The sequence below is a fragment of the Halarchaeum salinum genome, from assembly GCF_039520965.1.
Lineage (GTDB): Archaea > Halobacteriota > Halobacteria > Halobacteriales > Halobacteriaceae > Halarchaeum > Halarchaeum salinum.
The window spans coordinates 1-17,090 of sequence record NZ_BAAABL010000086.1 but is presented as its reverse complement, the minus strand read 5'-3'; the positions used below and the strand labels follow the sequence as shown (position 1 = coordinate 17,090).

Here is a 17,090-nt window from a genome sequence, read left to right as displayed (position 1 = left end):
CCCTAATATCCCAACGCTCGGGATTCCTCCGCCTGAAGGCGGAGGAGGATGTCAATGAGCGTGCAGCAAACTCTCGCTACCAGCAGATCGACCAGTATGCTGACGCGATGTCGAGTGAACCGTCGACCGATTTGACGAGCTCCTCTTCATCAGTAGAGAGCCTGTGTAGTCGGTAGTATCTTACTTGATATACGGAGCATACTGTGGCAATTGTGTCACGTACCTTTCGACTGAATGTTTATTTATCTACTAGAGAATTAACAGAAGATATTTATTTTCGCTTCGGCTATGATGGCGCGGATGCACTGTCCACGGGCCCGCTGTCGTGCGCTTCTCCCCCAGTCAGACAGGACTTGGCGACGTGGCCGTTCCCCAGAACCGCCCATCCGTTGCGTCCACCCGGCAGTCACCAGTGGTCCGTCACTATCAGCCCCTACTCCACCAATCCGTGTTTGACGCAGGCTCCCCCGCTGACGACCAGTCCACGACGAATCACGCATTACTGTCGAAGCTCCTCCCACGCCGCACTGCGATTGGCTTGGTTCTCCTCTGCCTTCTCGCTGTTGAGCCTGCGGCCGCTCAGCAGTCGGCAGTCTGTAACGCGGACAAACTCCCGAGCATGATTGAGGGGTTCTTCCAGCTCACGACGGCGCTGGGCATTATTGGGCTCGCCGTCGTCTGGCAGGCGAACTTCCTTATCGATATGTTCACGCTGAGCCCCGACCAGAAGAAGGGGTTGAAGCGGCACAAACGCTCGGCGCTCAAATCCGCCGTCGTGCTCGTCGTTCTCGGCCCACTTTACACGGTCGCCGGGTCGATGATGGGCCTCCCGCTCGCCCAGTGTGTGAATCTCGTCCCCTGGTAACCCACACTCGCCCTCCACTCGACGATGTCCCACTCGTATGCGGTTCCAATAGCGGTTGCCAGCGTTCTCCTGCTCGCCACAGCTGCGGGACTTGCCTCTGCAAGCCCACCCCAACCAGGGACGGAGGGGAACGGGCTTACGGAGAACGAGTCTGCGACCCTCTGGTCGCACGACACGGACAACTACACGAGCGAATCTGTCTATTCCCAGCGGTACGGCGAGCACCGCACAGCGATCCAGCAGGTAGCGAACGGCACGGACATCACGTTCACCAGACCACCCAAGACCGCCGCGACGTGGACACGGCACGATTTCGACGACCTCCACGCCGGCGGCCTACACACGTCGAACTATCCCGAGAACGCGAATCTCGAGGATAGCGTACTCATCGCAGACGCTCACGCAACGATTTTCGCCGCGCAACCGTCGACACGAGCACATCTCGCGTCCGGCGAGACGCGCACGTATCTCGCACCAGACGGCACATTTCGTGGCCTCGTGGACTACCGGGTTCGCTACCCGAACACGACGACAGCGAACGCGACGCTCGGAAACACGAGCACGGACTGGTCACTCGCGAGCCACCAGATTTCGCGCGTCTGGCTTACACAGGACGGTGAGACGCTCGCCTCCAGTTCTGGCACACACACGCCGACGCTCGACTACCACCTGCAGAACGACCGGAGTACGACGCTGACACTCCACGCACAGATCGAGGTTCGCGTCCAGCAGACCGTAGAGCTGAACGGCAACGTCATTAACGCGACGACGCGGACTGACTCGATTACGGTCAGTGACTCACTCGACGGATCAGTCTACGATCTTGCCGCGTACCCCTACTACGCGACGTATCCGAACGGCGATGCGGGCGTCGCAATCTTCCAGTCGCGGCCGTGGCAGGGCTACACGCTCACCAGTAATGGGAGTGAGCGTGTGCGCGGCGTCTGGCGGTCCTACACTGCCCGCCACACGAACTGGGACACGCTCGTCTCCTCGACACGTGACGGCGAGACGCGCACTCAACCGGACGCTATTCCCGTCTCAGTTCACGCGTATCCGTCGCGGATCGGGCCAGTCGCTGAGCCCGTTCGAACCGGCCCATCGGTCGTCAAGACGTGGGGGATTAATCGATCGTCGCCTGCGTCGACACTCGGCGAGAATGTCCACATCGACGTCGTGAACCAGTCCTACAAGACGTCCTATGGGGTCGCCGTTCGCACCGACGATGTCGACCGGCAAGCACTCCACGTCGGGGGAATCGTCCGCGGCGTGAACGCGACCATCATCCAGCCACAGGAGGGATCGACGCGACACCTCCGAGAAAGTAATCTCACAGTGAGTGTTCTCTCGCAGAACGATTCGGCCGCAGTCGTCCGTCTCGAACTCCGGGACAACCAGACGGGTGCGCCAATTGATCTCTCGAAGAGCCAGCGTGGCCGTGCGCTCGCCCAATCGGATGACGGCTACATCGCGATTGCTGGCCAACACGTCCAGACGAACGCCTCTGGAGTCGCCGTCGTCACGTTCACGCAGCCCGGCATCTACACGGCGCAGTACCATCCCGAATCGTGGCTCGGCGCGAATCCCGCCTACGTACGTGACCGGGCGAGCGTCCGCTGGCACCCGCTCGGCACGATACAGGGGTGGTTCGACCTCGCGTTCACGACTGGGTGGAAGCTCCTCCCGTTCGTCGTGATGTTCTACGCCGGTACGCACCTCCTCCGCCTCTTCGACCTCCACCGCTTCCAGAACCCATGACTGACAGCTCACCACCCATCGACCGTCGTACTGCCCTCCAAGCACTCGGCAGTCTCACCCTCGCCGGCATTGCCGGCTGTACCAGCAACCAGAGTCCGGGGCCATCGAGTTCCCCGACGACTACCACTGCTGGGCCGTTCGCGAACATCAGCGTCCAGGGAACAACGCTCGTCGTCGACCTCGCGAGCGATACCGACGCTGAGCACGTAAACCTCGTGAAGCCGAACGGCTCGCTCTTCGGGACACGCGACGTCGCACAGGGTGCAAGCCGCGTCTCCTTCGACGTCGGCACCACCTACACTCCCGGCGAATACGAGCTCGTCGCTGTCAACGGCGATCAGACTGTCGGCACGACCACACGGACGCTCCGCTCCGACCTCCAAATCATCGAGATGGGGATCGGACGCAATCAGCCCGAGAAGATGTGGAATGGAACTGACGGTAGCCCGCACTCGCAGGCGTTCGTCACGATTGAGAACCAAGGGAGTGGACCGACCGCAGTCACCCAATTCCTCTTCTTCGGGAAGGTCCCCTATTCGAGTGGTGAGAACGGGACTCAGTACGCCGGGACTGATGTGAGCGGTATCTACGACCCGGAATCTAACTCCGAAATTGAGCGAGTTGTCGTTCCCCCTGGGGGGTCAAAGACGATTTACAGCTCTCGGATGCCGTTCGCGTTCATTCGTGGTGGCAACGTCGTGTGTACGGACTATCAACAGTCTGGGACGTTCAAGCTCTCTCTTGAGACATCGACCACCGGCCCTTCCCTCTCGAAGACGTACGATGTCCAGTATTCTGCATCGGAGGAGTTCAACAACTGCTCAATCACGATTAAGGAGGACGGCTGATGGTTGATCTGATCGGGGTCGTCCTCCAAGGGTTCAAGGACGCAGTCAATTGGTTCATCAGCCTGTTCATGCAGGGACTCCGGAGTGGATACCACAAAATCTCCGTAGCGACGTTCGGTACCCCGACCCCGAATACGGATGGCGCCTTCGTCTTTGGGCAACCGACGAACGCTCCGTGGGAGTCCATCCATCACGCCCTGATTGGTGGCGAGATCATGGTCGTCTCGCTGCTTCTACTCGTAATCTGCGTACAGGGTCGTCATCTCATCCGGATATTCAACATCGGAAGTGCCTACGAGTCACGACGAACGCGTAAGACCGCGTGGGTCGGTGCCTTCCTGATCATCACCTGGTACTGGATTGCCGTACTCACACTCTACTTGATCAACGGATTCACGATCGCTCTTCTTCCGAGCTTCAGCTCACTCAGCACCGCTATGCTTGGATACCTCCAGAACACGATAACTAACCCTGGTCTCTCACTGGTTTTCGCGCTTCTTGGTGGGCTCTCGATGTGGGCGCTGGAGGCACTCTACTACATCCGGGAGGTCTTGCTCTACGTCTATATTTACGGGATGCCGATCGCATTTGCGCTCGCCTACGGGAATGTCCCGGTGCTCTCGGACGTCGCGATGGGCTTTGCGAAGCGCTTCGTCCCGCTCGCAATCCTCCCGCTCCCCGCCGCTGTCGTGTTCAAAGGCTACGACTTACTCTACTCACAGCACGCGCTCTCGCCGGGGAGTCCGTTCCTCAAGTATCTCGTCGCCGTCTCCCTCCCACTCGTCGCCTTGGTGGTGACGTGGAAGACGTTCCAGTACGCGACGCCGCTGACCGCGAAAGCCATCGGCACCGCGACGCGCGGTGCTGCACTCGTCGGTGGTGTTGCAGCAGGCGCCTACGTCGGTGGGGCGAGCGTCGCGACGACCGCTGCCCGCTGGGGCCCGAAAGCCGCTGCTGGACAAGCTGTTGCTGAGCACGCCAGCCGTCGCGCTTCAGAGGAGAGTGAGGAGTCTGCGCCGTCGTATCGCCGCACAGAGAACGACCCACAGACACGCTAACCCAGTATGTCCACAGATCCAGACGCTGCCGCCCGACGCATCATGAATCAGTTCGGCGAGGAGAGCCGCATTCCCTACCTCAACATCGAGGAGGGAGATGTTGGCGTCCTCATTGCCTTCCCCATCATCGGCCTCTTCCTCGCCGCCCTCACCGGTATCGACTCACTCGCCCTTCCGTTCGTCGCAGGTGGGTTCGGGCTTGGTGTCGCCATCATCTACGTCTCCCCACGCCACCTCACCGCGTGGACGTGGGCAACCGACGTCTACCAGTACCTCAAACGCCCCCGAATCACCTTCAGCGCACCAGCCGAACCAGAATCGAGGACGAACGAGACGGTTCGGAACGAAGGCGGATTCGCGAATTACACGCCCTTCACGCCGGACGAGCGGACGCAGGACCTCACCAATATCGAGCGGGCGTGGCCCGGCGCCGGCGCGATCCAGCGCTCGGACGGGACGATGGAAGCCTTCGTTGAGGTTGACCCGGACAACATGGATTTCGCGATGTCCGAGGACTGGGCGCAACTGCAGGAGGCGGGCGCGGAGTTCGCGAACAAAGAACTCGACTCGAAGCTCAAACTCCACGCCACCACGCGTGCATTCCCTGTCGAGCAGGTTGTCAAGAACATTCAGGACCGCCTCGACGACGAGGACGTCCAAGCGAACCCGGTGTTCCACGAACTCCTTGAAGAATACCTCGAGACACGCCCACGCGAGATGCGCGAGCGTGGCATCCAGCAGATCCGCTACTACATCGGCGTCGAAGTCTCCCCGATGGACATCTACGACCGCTATCGCGACGAATCGACGCCCGCCGAGAAACTTACCGAGATTCCCGTGGTCGGCTTCCTGTTCAACCCGTTCGTCACACGCCGCGAGAACTTACAGGCGGTAGAGCAGCGGGCGCGGATGTTCGAGACGCTCGACGACCGCGTCGCTGCCGTCCGGAGCGAGTTCATCCAGCAGGCGAGCGGGTGGTCGGCACGCCGGCTCAGCACGGTCGAACTCTTCACGCTCGCGATGGATTTCTGGAACGGCCACGAACACGACGTCGACGACCCCGAATCGGTCATCCGCCAACAGCCAGCGATGGATCAGCAGGCACGGGAGGATGCCGATGCATAACGTCGTCCTTCCGGCGGCAGTCGGGTTCGGCGAGCAGCTCTCACAGTGGGCACTCAACCCAACGACGCCCGGCGGTGTCCTCCTCTACCTGCTCGTCGCGGTCGTCATCGTCGCTAGCGGGGTTGTCGCGTGGACGCGCTCGCAGGCACGTAGCGACGAGCCGACTGTCGAGTTCGCGGACGTTCTTGACGAGGGGACGCTCGAAGAGGGGCAGGCCGAAGGACGGCTGCTCGACGAAATCGCCGAGTCACACAAGACAGCGATTGCGCCAGCCGCCATCGAGTGGGAGACACGCGCGGCACACGTCGGCGACCAGTGGACGTCGACGCTCTACATCGCGGAGTACCCCGACTATCCGACTGATGGCTACCTCAGCGACCTCTTCGAGTTGACTGACGTCGAGTTCGACCTCACCGCGCACATCACGCCGAAGAACCAGGAGCGCGCCCGCACCGAACTTGAAGAGATCGCTGACGACCTCCAGGTGGACGCGGACCTCGAGCAGAGCGTTCGGAGCTCCTACCTCCAAGAGCGCGCTGACGAGGCCGCAGCGACCTACAAGGCCGTTGAGAGTGGTGCGAACGTCTTCGACCACGGGCTGTTCATCACCGTGCGCGCCGACGAGAAGGACGACCTGCAAGACGCCGTCCGCACCGTCAAGAGCACCCTTCGCGACGACCCCGCAAACCTCACACCGAAAACCGCGATCTGTCGGCAAGATGTTGCCCTCCAGTCCGCCGCACCGATCGGCGACAACGAGTTCGGCCGCGAATCCATCGCCCTCGGTGGCGCCGTCGGCGCCCTCCTCGCATCCCCGCATAACGCGACGATCCTCGAGGAGGGTGGCGTCGAGTTCGGCATCCACAAGGACAACCAGAGCCCCGTCGTCATCGACCCCTTCGACCGCGACAACGGCTACGCCATGTTCACCGTCGGTGATCCGGGTTCGGGGAAGTCGTTTGGCTCGAAGCAGAACTTCATCCGCTCGATCGAGCAGGACCGCGACCGCATCGGCATTGTCCTCGAGCCGCTCAACAACTGGGCTGGCGTCTCTGAAGCGCTTGACGCCCAGCGAATCACTGTGGGTGGGACGCTCGGCCTGAATCCCCTCGAAATTCGCCAGACGCCCGAGCACGCACAGCGGGCGATGGGTGAGGACGCGAGTCCGTTCAACGAGAAACTCGACGACGCGATGAGCTTCCTCACCAACTTCTTCGCCCTCCGCGGGATCTCGCTCGGCGACCGGCGGACGACGCTCGAACTCGGACTCCGGACTGCGTACGCCCGGCAGGGTATCACCGACGACATCGCGACACACGACAACCCGAGTCCGACGATTCGCGATATGCTCGACGTCTTCGAGGAGATGGTCGACGAACCCGCGGAGTTCGTCGTCCGCTCCGAGTCTGAGGCCGAGAAGCTGCAGGCCGACGCGACGTGGCTCCTTGACCAGCTCCGGCCCTTCGAGGCGGAGGGCCGGCATGCGAATCTCGGCAAGGAGTCCGCGTTCGACATTCGGGACGAGAAGACGATCTATCTCGACCTCGCCCAGCAGGAGGGAAGTGTCGACTCCAGTACGGCGCTCACGATGCAGCTCTTGATTTCGCTCGTCTATGAGCGCGCGAAGGAGACAGAGAAGGAGGTCGTATTCGTCATCGACGAGGCCAGATATCTCATGCAGGACGCCGCGAGTCTCGCGTTCCTCGAGACGGTGTTCCGCCATCACCGCCACCATGACCTCTCGATTCGCCTCGTGACACAGACTGTCGACGAGTTCTTCGAGCACACCGAAGCCGAGGCGATCCTCGATCAGTGTGCGGTCAAGCAGTTCCACCGGCTCGACGGGATGGACGAGGAGTGGGCCGACGAGTTCGGCCTGAACTATGCGCAGATGCGCTACGTCCAGGACGCCGTTCCCGGCAACGAAGATGCTGGGTTCTCCGAAGCACTCGTCGGCGTCGACGGCGAGTGGCGCGGTATCCAGGTTGAGGCGATGCCCAAGGAGAAACAGGTCATCGACTTCGACCCCACCACCCAAACTCGCGACGAACTCCCCGGCGCAACCAGCGACGAAGCTGATTCAGAGCTGGGGTCAGTCCAGCAGCGACTCGCCGAGCAAGCCGGTGAATCAAGCGACGACGCAGAACAGGTCGCGGAGACGGACGGTGGTCGCGATGAGTGAGTACCTCCGCGTGACGCCGACTACGGAGGCAGTATCTCCATCGGGGGTTCCACGGATCCTTGAGAGTCTTCACAAACTCACGAGTGAGGACTCGGGGCTCGGGGCGAAGCTGAATCCGCTCTCGTCGTCGACGCCGCCGCGTTTCGAGTTCCTCGCGCTCAGCGAGGGTGCTGACGCACCAGTTGAGTTCTACTACGGCGCCGACGACTACCTTGACACTCTCGAGGAACGTCTGCAGTCCGTCTATCCGGAGACGTTCGACGTCGAACGCGTCACCCTCGACGTCGAATCGCGGCTTATCCAACCAGTCGAATACTCCCGTGCGGAGTTCATCGATGCCTACCAGCAGGGTGCCCTCCAGTACGAATTCTCCGAGGACGAGCAGTACACGCTCACTGAGGACGGCAAGATTGAGACGTCGAGTGTCGATGTGACTGCGGACAGCGTGGTGTCGGTTGACGATATCGCGCTTGACCTCGCGACTGGAGACGAGACGCCAATCAAGAAGCCGACGCTAACCAAGGAGGGTTCGATTCTCGCGCGCCCAGCAACTGAGACAGTCTCTCCATATGGTGTCCGCTGGCAGGGGGCTGCGAGCCGGAAAGAGGACTGGATGACGTCCCTCGCGCCATTCACGGACGGCGAGGGCGAGGAATCTCTGTCGGCGGTCGACCAGCCAGGCGCGGCGCTCGCGTCCCTCATCGATCACGTGAATGACGCCACAGAGCCACTTGCCTTCCAAGTCGTGTTCGAGCGGCGTGCGGGCTGGCAGTCCGATGCCGACGTTCGGAAAGAAGACCTGATCGACGGCCGCGACACACTCGCTCAGCGGCTGGTTGGTGACCTACTTGCGTACGATCGGGAGTACGAGGACGAGCGACCGGACAGGAGCGAACTGAGTGATCGTGTCGTCCGGCGGCTCGACGCAATTCGGGCGACGAATCCACAGCGCTCGTTCACCGCCAACATCCGCGCAATCGGCGTTCCCACCAGTGAGACTGGACAGGAGTCTCTCGACGACCGACTCGCGTCGCTCGCTCCTGTTTTCGACCCGCTTGATGGCCCCTTCTACGACGTCGAAACCGAACGGGTCCGCGAGAGTGGCTTCCGCCAGGCGAAAAAAGAGCAGAATGCACGAACGGCACTCCAGCGCCTCCTTGATGGGGAGTTGGTGACTGGGCGCGGGAAGACACGTCCGGACTTCGTGCTGAGTGGGCGCGAACTCGCACACTTTCTCCTCGTCCCCTCCTCAGAGCAACTCTCCATCGAGGGGTCGCGTGGGACGCGTGCCGAGCAGCAGAGTCGGAATCCGCTGCCACGCCCAAATCCGGATCTCCGTGAGCAGTTCCGTGACGGAATGGCTGTCGGCTACGCACTCGATGAGACCGGTACTCCCGAAGAGGAGCCAGTCCGCATCCCACCCGACCTGCTCACCACCCACTACGGGCGCTTCGCGTCAACCGGTGCTGGGAAGTCGAAAGCCATCATTAACGACGCGCTCTCCCTCCGAGAGACAACCGGTGGTCCCGTCGTCATCGTCGACCGGAAGGGTGACGGGATGTGCCAGAACTACCTCCGCAGCCACCACGCCCGATTCGACGACTGCGAGGACGTCTACCACTTCCGAGTGCCCGAGACGATGCCCGCGTTCTCCTTCTTCGACATCCGGCCGGCACTCGACGCCGGTCGGAGCCGCGAGGACGCCGTCCAAGACAAGGTTGATCTGCCGTGTTGAATAGATACTGAGTCACGGTTAGAGTGGCTCAGAGAGCGGTTCTATGTTCGAGATAGCGAACATGAGGACGATTTCACGGAACTGTCGATACCAGCCAAGCGCTCGCACGGCATCGCCGAGCGAGCGCTTCGTTGTCGAATACGAAGTCTCGGCCATCCAGCGCTGAGAGTAGCCTTTTGCGCGGATGAGCGCGTTATGACCTAGCGTCAACGGCCTTGATCCACGCTGTAGGATGAGCGGTTCGACACCGAGCGCGTAGAACTCGTATTTCGTGATCCAGTTGTGGAACGCTTTGTCGGCCGCAACGGATAGCAGGTCGTCCGCGTTCCGGCGGACGACCTGCGGCCCGGTCTTCGTATCGTGTTTCCACCGGGCAGATATGTGTACGTCAAGAACAGCAAGAGACTCTCGATCGGTTAATGTTGTCACTTTCAGCGTTTGAATGTTATTTCCCGACCGCTGGCGGTAATACGACGAGGCAGAGCGGCGGTCGAAGAACGTGCTGTCGAGTGCAGCGTGGCCAGACTGCGGGTGTTGCTGCGCTGAAACGCGCAGCAACGCCCGCCACACCCACATTTCCAGCCGGTCGAACGATTTGTAGATCGTGGTGAAGTCAGGTAGATCGTCGGGATCTAGACTAAGAGCATCACAAATCGCGGTCATATACTGTAGCCGATTCGGTGTTTCACGGTAGCTGTGGCCGTCTTCGAGCCGGAAACAGTGAAGAACGACGTGCTTCCAGCGGGCGAACCCGCCGGTGGCGGGCTCGCCCGCATGCTTCCCCAACGCTTGTTTGACTAGCCGCCGACACTGCTCAACGAAGTCGAGGAGATCGACTTCCATATCCAGAATCGATTTCCTCGGCTTCGTCCTTCTAACCCGTGATAACTCCCGATTAGATCGCTATTCAACGCAGCAGGTTGATCATTTCCACGATATCCTGCGGATGATTCTCGGGCGGGAGAAACACGAGCGGGCGTTTGTCGCGAACGAGATCCTCAGCCAACTCATCAAGGCGCTCTTCGACGCCGAGTACGGCAGCGATGTCTTCGGACTCAATGATCTCTTCACGGCGGTTCGCCGGATGCAGGACGAGCAGACGATTCCGTCCGTCTCGATGGCGAACCAGCCGGTCGAGGAATCGCTGACGCGGCACCTCTCGAAGGAGGAGTCGCAGTTCCAGACGTCGATGGACGCTGCTGGAAATCGTCTCGAGCAGCTTCGGGAGAGCCCACACCTCCGTCGTGTCTTCAATCACACGCCCGCACAGAACGAGAGTGGGGAGTATGTCGAGAACCACTTCGACTTCCGGAAGTTCCTCGACGAGGACGTCACGATTCTCCTTGACCTTGGTGACCTCCGACCAGAGGCACAGCAGGCGGTCACACTCCTCTTGCTGAGCAATCTCTGGGACGCCGTGCAGGTCCGGCGGCGCGACGGCCAGACCGACTATGAGAAGCTTACGAACCTCATTATCGAGGAAGCCGCGCCGGTGGCGTCCACGCGTCTCGTCTCCGAGCAACTCCTCCCACAGGGCCGCTCGTTCGGTCTCAGTATGGGTCTCGTGATGCAGTTCCCCGGCCAGGTCCGCAACCGGAGTGAGCGTGCCTACGACGAGGTGCTGAACAATATCAAGACGAAGCTCATCGGGAATATCTCGATGGAGCACGACCTCGCCGAATCACTCGCTCATGAGGACTTGAGCCCAACCGACCTCCGAAATCGCGTGAATACACTTCCGAGTGGGGAGTGGATTGCGCAACTCCCGAGTCCGGCTTTCGGGGAGACTGGGCCGTCGCCGTTCTCGATGAAGCCGCTCCCGATCTCGGCCGGCCATCCCGAGAGCGATAACCCACTCACCGAGATGGAAGCCTCACAGTTCGAGTCGGTGACGCTCCCCCAAATCGTTGAACGGACGCAACGCCAGTACGGCCTCAGCGCCGAACAGGCAGATGCGGCCGTGGACGATAATTGGGGGAGTTCTGGCGACGACCCATCCGTATCGCGAACGTCAGACGGCGAGCAGTCCACGTCGATGATGATTGGTGGGACGTCAACCGAGACTGATGGCGACGCCGAGGACGATGAAGCAAGTCCCTTCTTCGGAGAATCCTCGTCTGCTGACCCGGGGGCTGTGGACTCCGATGCGGAATCAACGACATCACAGGTCGAGACTGAGCCGTCACCGATCGATGCCGGCGGAGTGACTGTCCCCGATGCGGAATTGGAGCGACGCGGACTCACTCACGACGACGCACGCTTCCTGCAGGACGTCCTCGACGTGATGAACGGAGCCGACGATGCACAGTCGCTTCTTGACCCAATGGGGGGCCTGCAGGAGAATCGTGATGACCTCGATGTTGACCGGCTTATTGACCAGAACCTCCTCTCGAAGATGTCCGTCTGCCGACGAACCTACTATACTGTCCTGCCAGCCGGCCGTGAACTCCTTGGACAGAAACTCGAAATCGGCCCCGGAAAGGGCGATATCGGCGAGCGTACACCGCACAAGGTCGGTGTTGAACTCCTGCGGCGCTGGGTCCAAGACCAAGATAACGTCACTCGGGTCGCGACCTACGTTGAGTACGATGCAGAGACTGTCTTCGACGTTGCTGGCTTCGATGACAGCGATACTCTCGTCTGGGTTGGCGAAGCCGAACTGCCGAGTAACAACCGTGCCGCACCGATTGATGACTACGAGAAGATGGCTGCTGTCGATGCCAAGGCTGTCTGGGCGTTCAACAACCGCGAGACGGCACTCGAGATCCTTGACCAGCTTGCGGAGCAAGACCGTATTGACCAACGCGTAACTGGACGTGACGCCCGCTCATTCACCAGCATCCGCGACGTCGTTGACGACCTCGATGCAGCCGGACTGACGACGCTTCGGAGCTTCAACACACTCGATAAGGACTACAACCCATGACATGGCGCGCTGCGACCCGCGACGAGCTCTACACGTACTATACCGAAGAATTCCCAGACTACGTCGAGAACCTCCCGTCATTCATCACAGCGACCGGGCCGAAACAGTACGCCCTCGCATTCGACCACCCGCACCCCGTCCGGAAAGACGCGGTTCCGGACAAAGACTTCATCCGACGCGACACCTGGCAGACCGACACTACGGGCGAGCGCCAGCAGGCGGAGTTCGATGGCTGTGAGGACGTTCTTGACTTCGTGCAGCATCCTGCACGACACGACCCGCTCGGTGGGAGTGAGTTCGCGCTCGCTGACCCCGATATTGTTGAGGAACCGGATCCGCGACCGAATGCTGTCTACTACGCTCTCGATAACTGGGAGCGCCCCTGGGTGTTGCTCGTCGACATCGACGCGAAGACCATCGCTCGTGAACGCGCCGCGGACGCACTACCACAGGACACCAGGAATCGCGACGACGAGGCACTCCTCGAAGCGACCGGGATACTGGATGCGGAGCCAGCCGGCTATCCGTATGCCTTTGAGGACGTTGAGCAAGCGATCCAGTACGGCTTCGAGGTGCAGGATATCTTCGCAGACGATTTCGACGCCGAGGAGACGATGGTCGTCTACAGCGGCCAGGGCGTCCACGTCTACCTCCTCGATACAGACCTCGCACATCGCTACGACGCACAGAGTCGCGAAGTCCTCAACGACCTCCTCTTGGAGACGTACGACATCCCGATTGATCCAGTCGTTACCGCCGACCGCCGTCGTGTCGCCCGTCTCCCCTACTCGCTCCACGCCGACGTCTCCCGTATCGTCCAGCCAATCGAATCCACCCAGTTCGACCCACGGACTGCAACCCCGGAGTTCCTCGACTGATGGCCACCACGACCCCAATCGACGACGAACGCACCGCCTACCAGGTCGCCGCCCTTCCGACTGAGTACGGGAAAATCCGAATCAACCAGCTGTTCACGCGCGGGTTCAACCGCTATATCGTCAACGGCGAGGACCAGCCCGACGACCTCCTTGACGACCTCGAACGCTTCGGGACAGCTGCGTTCAAAGAGGATGTCCGTGACGCAGCAGCGCGCGAGCCGTTCGTCGACGAACCGGGTACACTCGCGGTCCTCGCGACGCTGAGTGTGATCTGCATCAAAGCCCACCCAAAGTTCGAGGACGTCCCCCCGCGTAAGATCCAGCCGCTCTACGACGTCCGCGAGCTCTACGTGAACAATCTCGGCTCACTCATGCGCGAATACGGTGACAGTACGCTCCAGCAGGATATCGCGGAGGTCCTCTACGCGAAAGACCCCGGTGAGGATGGCCCACATCCAGGCCGCGTCTGTACCGGCATCAAGGAAATGCCCGAGTTCGGCGGCGGCCTCCATCTCGAAATCCCGATGGCCGCTGCCTCCCGCCAGTGTCTCGTCCGCGACGACCAGCGCCCCAGTAGTGAAGGGGAGACGTCGGAGATTCGGACGCGCGTGAAGGACAACAATCTCTACGTGCCGGCTAGCGATTTCGACGCGAAATACGAGGAGTATGCGCGTGAAGCGTTCAAGAAACTCCTCCGGGTGCAGGAGGATGGACTCTCTGAGGACCAGCAGACGTGGTTGGTGGCGAACGAATCCGCGATCACCGAACGAATCGACCGCTTCCTCGAAGGCGGCAACCACGATCGGATCTGGCCCGACTGGGACCGTGGTGAACGCCTCGTCCGCGTCCTTCGGGAGGCAGTCAACCACGTCGAGGATGAGACGGCAATGATTGGAGCGTTCCATTCCGCACAAGCGCTCTACGAGGCGCTCGACGCGTACGATCCAGAGGCGTCGTGGAAGCAGAGCATCCAGAATCGAGTGTCGAGTCCGCGCAGTCTCGGCAACCTCCTCGTCTCTCAGCACGACCATCGCAGTCTCACCGTTGAGCAGGACCGAGAGACAAACCAGTATCGGATCGATGCGTCGTCGGGTGGCGCCCATCCGATCTCCGTCGAGTCGATTGAGGACCTCTTCGAGCTGCCCTGCATGGCGGACATGGCCGAACGCCTCCAGGAGAAGAAGCCCGTCCGGAAGGACCTCTACAACTTCGTCCGGATGGTCATGTGGTTGCCACAGTACCGGGAGAGCAGTCTGGACGAGATTGTCGCGGACCTCAAAGACGTCTTCTCGCAATGGCCGTGGTACGATGAGCAGACGACTGACTACCAGATTCGCTACGAGTTCTCGAACACGATCGACGGCGAAACTCCGCTTCCGATGAACTGTGACAACGATGACCTGCAACGCTACTGTATCGGGCAGGACCAATGCGATTACTCGATTTGGGGGAGCGTTCCCTTCCCGGACGAGATGTACGACCAACTCGATGAGTCAGATTCCACGACCGAATTTTAGACGCCGACCACAGAAATGTCTCCATCCTTATAGTTCGAGAGAAGCCGAAAAATCTATCTTCTTCTCACCCCCCGTCGAGCAGATTTCTGTGGGTTTCAGACCGTATTTCTCGTGTTTTACTGATTCATCCTGGAGTATAGGGATAGTCGAGAAGAAAGGCGAGTAGTGAGGACGTCTGGAGATTCGACTAAGATTAGCGGTTTCGCGTGATTATTCGGGTTTGAGCCCGCCGTCGAGCAGAATTCTCGAAAGGCGGTGTAGTCTGCATTTCGTCGAGCAGAACGATCGGCTCTTAGATCTGCCCGACGGTCCTCTACCTGAATCTAATACCGTTATTTTGTCCTCTGTACCTTCGATATCGTCCAAAGGAATGGGGAGGTACAGGAATGCAAACGCCGCTGGCTACGGTGGCCTAATCGATGGGATGGTTGGTGAGCGAGAGCAGATTATATCAGAATACTATCGATCGATGTGGATGTGCAGTCTGAGACACTGGGAGCTACTTCTTAACCAACAGATGCTGTGTTCGATCCAGTTGTTGGTTAATAGCTTACCGACGGCAGACTGGCAAGATAATATTTCAGAATATGATATTTGAGAGTATCATAATCTGGCATATTTATGGATGTGTGGTGTGTAGTGATGGCTATGACTGGCTTCGTGAATCGGACCGAGGAGCTTGAGCGGCTGCGGGCTCTCTACGAGTCGCCGGACGCTGAACTCGCCGTGATCTTTGGGCGTCGTCGTCTCGGGAAGACCGAGCTCGTCCGCCACTCACTCCGAGACTACGACGACGCGGTCGTCTATCAGGCGAAACAGAAGACGAGCGCACTCCAGCTTCAGCAGTTCATCGACACTGCCGCCGACGCCTATCCGGGGATCACGCGCATTCGAGAGGACTGGGAGGCCGTCCTCGGCTATCTCGCCGATCAGGACGCAATCGTCGTCCTTGACGAGTTCCCGTATCTCATCGAGCAGGACGAGAGTCTTCCCTCGGTGTTACAGGCGATGTTTGATCACGAGCTTGCGGACTCCGCGGCAACGTTCGTCCTCGTCGGCTCTTCGATCAGCATGATGGAGGAAGCTGCCCTGCTTGGAAACAGCCCGCTCTATGGTCGTGCCTCGCTTAAGCTGGACATTGGACAGCTGCCGTTTGCTGCCGCGATGCAGTTCTTCGAGGGACAGCTCACACCGACCGACCAAGTGCGGACGTGGGCTGTTTTCGGCGGGGTGCCGTACTATCTTGAGGAGGTTGATCCAACTGCGTCACTTGGGGCGAACGTCCAGGAGACGATTCTCTCTCGGCATGGGACGTTGCACGATGAGCCGGACTACGTCTTGCGGATGGAACTGCAGGAGCCGACGCGGTATTTCTCGATTTTGGAGGCGATTGCGGGCGGGCGGACGAGTCGGAACGAGATTGCGGGGACGACTGGGATTGAGTACAATCAGCTCTCGACGTATCTCGATCGGCTCAGCCGGCTGCGGCTTGTTGATCAACATGTGCCGGTGACGGAGCGTAAAGAGCGGAGTAAGCGGAGTCGGTATCGGATTCGGGATCCGTTCTTCCGGTTCTGGTTCCGGTTCGTCTACGGGACCGGCGAGCAGTACGACGAGATTGGCGAGGATGCCTTCGAGATGCTGATCGAGCCGGAGTTAGCGGATTTCGTGAGCCACCCGTTCGAAGACCTCTGCAACACCGCGCTCCGAACGCTCTATCCGGACGTGACGATTCGGCAGACCGGCCAGTGGTGGTATGGGGAGCACGAAATCGACGTCGTCGGACTCACGACGGATGAGACGCTCCTCGTCGGGGAGTGTAAGTTCCAGTCGTCTCCGCTGAGCCTTGATGCGCTCTCAGGCTTGGAGCAGCATACTGACGAGCTACGTTGGACACCTGACTCAGGAGCCAGCCGGCGGGAAGAGTACGCGCTCTTCTCGCGAAGTGGATTCACCACCTCTGTCGAAGAAGCGGCGGCAGAACGCGACGACCTGCGGCTCTTCACCATGGCGGATGTCGTTGACGCGCTCACTACAGAGTGAGGGATGTGTCTCCAAGAACGGTGAATGGAGCACTTGCAGCTAACGATGGTGGATTACACGAGATCGAGGAGAAAGCCCACGACTGAAGTCCTGTCTCTTACCCACAACTCCTATCGCTGTAGTTCGCCGAGAAAGAGGCCAAGATGCAGAGTGGT

General features: G+C 60.3%; 10 protein-coding genes and 2 pseudogenes. 11 read left to right on the top strand and 1 reads right to left on the bottom strand.

The features are described from left to right. The first annotated feature begins 502 nt into the window (after window positions 1-502). From ABDZ36_RS13740 to ABDZ36_RS13710, 7 genes and pseudogenes are all read left to right on the top strand, one after another. Window positions 503-865 (top strand): DUF7985 family protein, encoded by a 363-nt coding sequence (locus tag ABDZ36_RS13740; protein ID WP_199897034.1) that lies wholly within the window; start codon window positions 503-505, stop codon window positions 863-865. A gap of 24 nt (window positions 866-889) precedes the next feature. Next, complete coding sequence (locus tag ABDZ36_RS13735) at window positions 890-2,623, top strand: DUF8186 domain-containing protein (RefSeq protein ID WP_020222171.1); 1,734 nt, start codon at window positions 890-892, stop codon at window positions 2,621-2,623. Then, complete coding sequence (locus ABDZ36_RS13730; RefSeq protein ID WP_020222170.1) at window positions 2,620-3,471, top strand: hypothetical protein; 852 nt, start codon at window positions 2,620-2,622, stop codon at window positions 3,469-3,471. Before ABDZ36_RS13735 ends, ABDZ36_RS13730 begins: the two co-directional genes overlap by 4 nt. Beyond that, entirely contained in the window at window positions 3,471-4,529 is a 1,059-nt protein-coding gene (locus ABDZ36_RS13725) for a TrbL/VirB6 family protein (RefSeq protein ID WP_020222169.1), read from the top strand. The genes ABDZ36_RS13730 and ABDZ36_RS13725 overlap by 1 nt, the downstream gene beginning before the upstream one ends. A gap of 6 nt (window positions 4,530-4,535) precedes the next feature. Further along, window positions 4,536-5,654 (top strand): TraC-like domain-containing protein, encoded by a 1,119-nt coding sequence (locus ABDZ36_RS13720; RefSeq protein ID WP_049934107.1) that lies wholly within the window; start codon window positions 4,536-4,538, stop codon window positions 5,652-5,654. Then, the gene (locus tag ABDZ36_RS13715) at window positions 5,647-7,836 is read left to right on the top strand and encodes a VirB4 family type IV secretion system protein (RefSeq protein WP_343749357.1); all 2,190 of its coding nucleotides are present in this window, start codon (window positions 5,647-5,649) and stop codon (window positions 7,834-7,836) included. Before ABDZ36_RS13720 ends, ABDZ36_RS13715 begins: the two co-directional genes overlap by 8 nt. Continuing rightward, a pseudogene (locus ABDZ36_RS13710) lies at window positions 7,829-9,559 on the top strand (ATP-binding protein); the annotation flags it as partial. The gene ABDZ36_RS13715 and the pseudogene ABDZ36_RS13710, both read left to right, overlap by 8 nt. Window positions 9,560-9,589: 30 nt before the next feature. Here ABDZ36_RS13710 and ABDZ36_RS13705 read toward each other — a convergent pair. Beyond that, window positions 9,590-10,414, bottom strand: coding sequence for an IS5 family transposase (locus tag ABDZ36_RS13705; protein WP_211313243.1), 825 nt, complete (start codon window positions 10,412-10,414; stop codon window positions 9,590-9,592). A gap of 73 nt (window positions 10,415-10,487) precedes the next feature. On the opposite strand from ABDZ36_RS13705, the pseudogene ABDZ36_RS13700 reads away from it, so the two are divergent. The 4 genes and pseudogenes from ABDZ36_RS13700 to ABDZ36_RS13685 all read left to right on the top strand — a co-directional run. Then, a pseudogene (locus ABDZ36_RS13700) lies at window positions 10,488-12,497 on the top strand (ATP-binding protein); the annotation flags it as partial. Then, the gene (locus ABDZ36_RS13695; protein WP_021780829.1) at window positions 12,494-13,375 is read left to right on the top strand and encodes a bifunctional DNA primase/polymerase; all 882 of its coding nucleotides are present in this window, start codon (window positions 12,494-12,496) and stop codon (window positions 13,373-13,375) included. The pseudogene ABDZ36_RS13700 and the gene ABDZ36_RS13695, both read left to right, overlap by 4 nt. Continuing rightward, window positions 13,375-14,892 (top strand): primase-associated protein, encoded by a 1,518-nt coding sequence (locus tag ABDZ36_RS13690; protein ID WP_020222167.1) that lies wholly within the window; start codon window positions 13,375-13,377, stop codon window positions 14,890-14,892. Before ABDZ36_RS13695 ends, ABDZ36_RS13690 begins: the two co-directional genes overlap by 1 nt. 648 nt (window positions 14,893-15,540) lie before the next feature. Next, window positions 15,541-16,935 (top strand): ATP-binding protein, encoded by a 1,395-nt coding sequence (locus ABDZ36_RS13685; protein ID WP_020222166.1) that lies wholly within the window; start codon window positions 15,541-15,543, stop codon window positions 16,933-16,935. Window positions 16,936-17,090 lie beyond the last annotated feature (155 nt).